Here is a 2,875-nt window from a genome sequence, read left to right as displayed (position 1 = left end):
CCGGTGAGCCCGTAGCGCGGGTCGAAGCGCAGTCCCAGGCGCTCGACGACGGCCAGGTCCAGGAGCAGGTTGCCGGTGTCAGCGCTGCGGACCTGGGCGCCGTCGTCGGCCTCCCAGGAGTCGAAGACGCCTGAGGCAGTCACCCACGGGGAGGGGTCGACCTCGAAGGTCGGCGGCGTGGGGCCGGTGACGGCGGCACAGCCCTGGGCGCGCCAGGTGCTCACGAGGGCCTTGAGCCAGCCCGGCGAGGGGATCTCGTCGTCGTCGATGAAGATGAGGGCCTCGGAGCCGTGAGCCTGGCTCAGGGCGCGGTTGCGTCCGGCCACGATGCCCGGCTCGGGCTCGTGGACGTAGACCAGCCTCGACGTCGCAGCCGCGGCGGCTGAATCAGCCCGCCCGGACGGTTCCGCGGCCTCCGACTGCTCGCCTGCCAGCGCCGCCCGGGCGGCCTCGACGACGGCCCGCGCCCCGGACTGCGGGTCGTTGTCCACAATGAGCACGCTCGCCGTCGTCTGCGCGTCGGAGACGTCGTCGGCCTGCGCCAGCAGCTCGGGGATCACCTGCGCGAGGTAGTCGTTGCGGCGGTAGGTGAGCATCGCGATGGTCAGGTGCACGTCCAGCCCCGTCCTTCCTCCCGCCTGCCGGCGGATCGCGGCGTGATATCAGGGTCTAACGGTACTATCACGAACCGGGTGCGCCCCACGGCGAGAGCACCCGAGCCACGACGCCGCTCCACCGGCGCCTCGAAGGCGTGACGCCGCAGCATCCGATCCCGCCGACACCACTCCGACACCGCCCTGCACCCGGAAGGCTCCCGCTCCAATGACCGACACCCCTGAACCCGCCCAGGGCACCGACTCCGCTGAGACCGCCGAGCCGACCGGCCCCCAGACCAGTGCCCCCGCCAGGACAGTCGAGATCACCGAGGCGTCCGGCCGGCTCTCCGGTGGCGAGCTGCTCTCGCGCACGGCGGTCATCGTCGTCAGCTACGACTCGGCGGCGCTGCTGGAGCGCACGCTGGCGCGCGTGGCCGAGGACTCCCCCGAGGCCCGCATCGTCGTCGTCGACAACTACTCCACGCCCGCCGCCCGTGAGGAGCTGGTGGCATTGGCCTCCTCACGGGGCTGGGAGACGGTCCTGCCGGAGACGAACACCGGCTTCGGCGGCGGCATGAACCTGGGGGTGACCCGGGCCCGCGAGCTCGGCGCCGACCTGCTCGTCCTGCTCAACCCCGACGCCGTCATCGCCCGAGCCGACCTCATCCGCCTGGCGGCCCGGGCTCACGCGGACCGACTCGCCCTGGTGGCGCCGGTGCTCAAGGACTCCGGTGGCCGCATCGTCTCCGACGGGATCGTCGTGTGCCTGGCGGACGGCTCGATGCGCTCACGCCGCTCACCGCGTCCGATTCCCCCGGGTGGTACTCAGCCGTGGCTCTCGGGGGCCTGCCTGGCGCTGTCGGCCGACCTGTTCGAGGCCGCCGGCGGCTTGGACGCGCGCTACTTCCTGTACTGGGAGGACGTGGACTTCTCGGCCCGGGTACTGGCGGCCGGCGGCAGCCTGGCCCTGGTGCGCGACGCCGTCGCCGTCCATGACGAGGGCGGAACCCACTCCGAGAGCGACCAGTCCGACCGGGCCAAGTCGGACGTCTACTACTACTACAACGTGCGCAACCGGCTGCTGTACGCCGGGCTGCACCTGGACCGTGCCACGCAGCGGCGGTGGGTGGCCACGGCGGGCCGGGCAGCCCGCGAGATCGTCCTGCGCGGTGGCAGACGCCAGCTCCTGAGTACTCGCCGCCCGCTCATCACGGCCGCACAGGCCACCCGAGACGGTCTCAGGCTCCTCCGGGCGGCTCGTCGCGGTGAGCTGCCCGACGTCGACGAGCCCCTCATCCGCAGCTGACTCAACCGGTGCTTCGTCGCCCCGCCGCCGGCCCAACGTCGGCGGCGGGACGCCTTAGGATGTCCGCGTGCCTCACAGATAGTGGGCGCGCAGGTCCTCGGGAGTCGTGGCGGACAGGTCGGCGAGCGTCACGTCGAAGACGGTGCGCGCACCGGACTCGCCGCGAGCGGCCATCCTCGCCACCGCCCGTGCCGTGGCGGCCAGGACCGAGCCGGTGAACTCCGGGTTGGAGCCGAGCTGCAGCTCGAAGCTCACGGTCTCGGCCACGCCGTCGGAGGTGTGCCCGCGGCGGATGACGGAGCCTCCGTGCGGGATTCCGGCGTGCTCGGCGGCCAGTTCCTCGGCGGTGATGAAGGTGACGGTGGTGTCGTAGTCGGCGAAGTAGTTGGGCATCTCCACGATCTCCCGCTCGATGCGGGCCAGGTCGGCGCCCTCCTCTGCCACCACGTAGCAGTCGCGCGTGTGCATGGAGCGAGTGGTCAGCTCGACGTCGTCGCCGGCCTTGACCGCGGCGACGGTGGCCTCCACCGGGCGGGTGTACTGCTTGGCGTCCACGACGCCGTCGATGCGGCGCAGGGCGTCGGAGTGTCCCTGGGAGACGCCGGGCCCCCAGAACGTGGTGGTGGCGCCCTCGGGCAGGACGGCCTCGCCCAGGACCCGCAGCATGGAGAACAGGCCCGGGTCCCAGCCGGTGGAGATCAGGGCGACGTGCCCGGAGGCCTTGGCGGCGTCGTCGACGGCGTCGAAGTGCTCGGGAATGCGGGCGTGGGTGTCGAAGGAGTCGACCGTGTTGAACAGGGCTGCGGCCGCCGGTGTCTGCTCGATCAGGTCGGTGGCGGAGCCTCCGCAGTTCAGGCAGACGTCGACCTTGTCGGCCCAGGAGGCCATGTCGTCCACGCGGGCGACAGGTGCCCCCTGAGTGGTGACCGAGGCCGGGTCGCGCCGGGTGAAGACGACGACGAGCTCCATGTCC

3 protein-coding genes are annotated in these 2,875 nt (G+C 72.2%); 1 reads left to right on the top strand and 2 read right to left on the bottom strand.

What is annotated here, in order from left to right; all coding sequences use genetic code 11:
• Positions 1–614, bottom strand: a 614-nt coding sequence (locus tag RWR81_RS13385) for a glycosyltransferase family A protein (RefSeq protein WP_314458202.1), incomplete at its 3' end; no start/stop codon positions are given.
• A gap of 208 nt (positions 615–822) precedes the next feature.
• Between RWR81_RS13385 and RWR81_RS13380 the strand changes: the two genes are divergently transcribed.
• Positions 823–1,902 carry a glycosyltransferase family 2 protein gene (locus RWR81_RS13380; RefSeq protein WP_314458201.1) on the top strand — a complete coding sequence of 360 codons (1,080 nt, stop codon included), beginning with the start codon at positions 823–825 and terminating at the stop codon, positions 1,900–1,902.
• A gap of 72 nt (positions 1,903–1,974) precedes the next feature.
• On the opposite strand, the gene RWR81_RS13375 is transcribed toward RWR81_RS13380, so the two are convergent.
• Positions 1,975–2,875 (bottom strand): diaminopimelate dehydrogenase (locus tag RWR81_RS13375; RefSeq protein WP_314458200.1); only part of this gene is annotated, 901 nt, incomplete at its 5' end.

It is taken from the genome of uncultured Actinomyces sp., assembly GCF_963526355.1.
Taxonomy (GTDB): domain Bacteria; phylum Actinomycetota; class Actinomycetes; order Actinomycetales; family Actinomycetaceae; genus Actinomyces.
This window is presented reverse-complemented; position numbering and strand designations above follow the sequence as displayed.

Bases quoted from the DNA above. Each gene is read 5' to 3' on its own strand.
- RWR81_RS13380 (WP_314458201.1), top strand. From the start codon at position 823: ATGACCGACACCCCTGAACCCGCCCAGGGCACCGACTCCGCTGAGACC.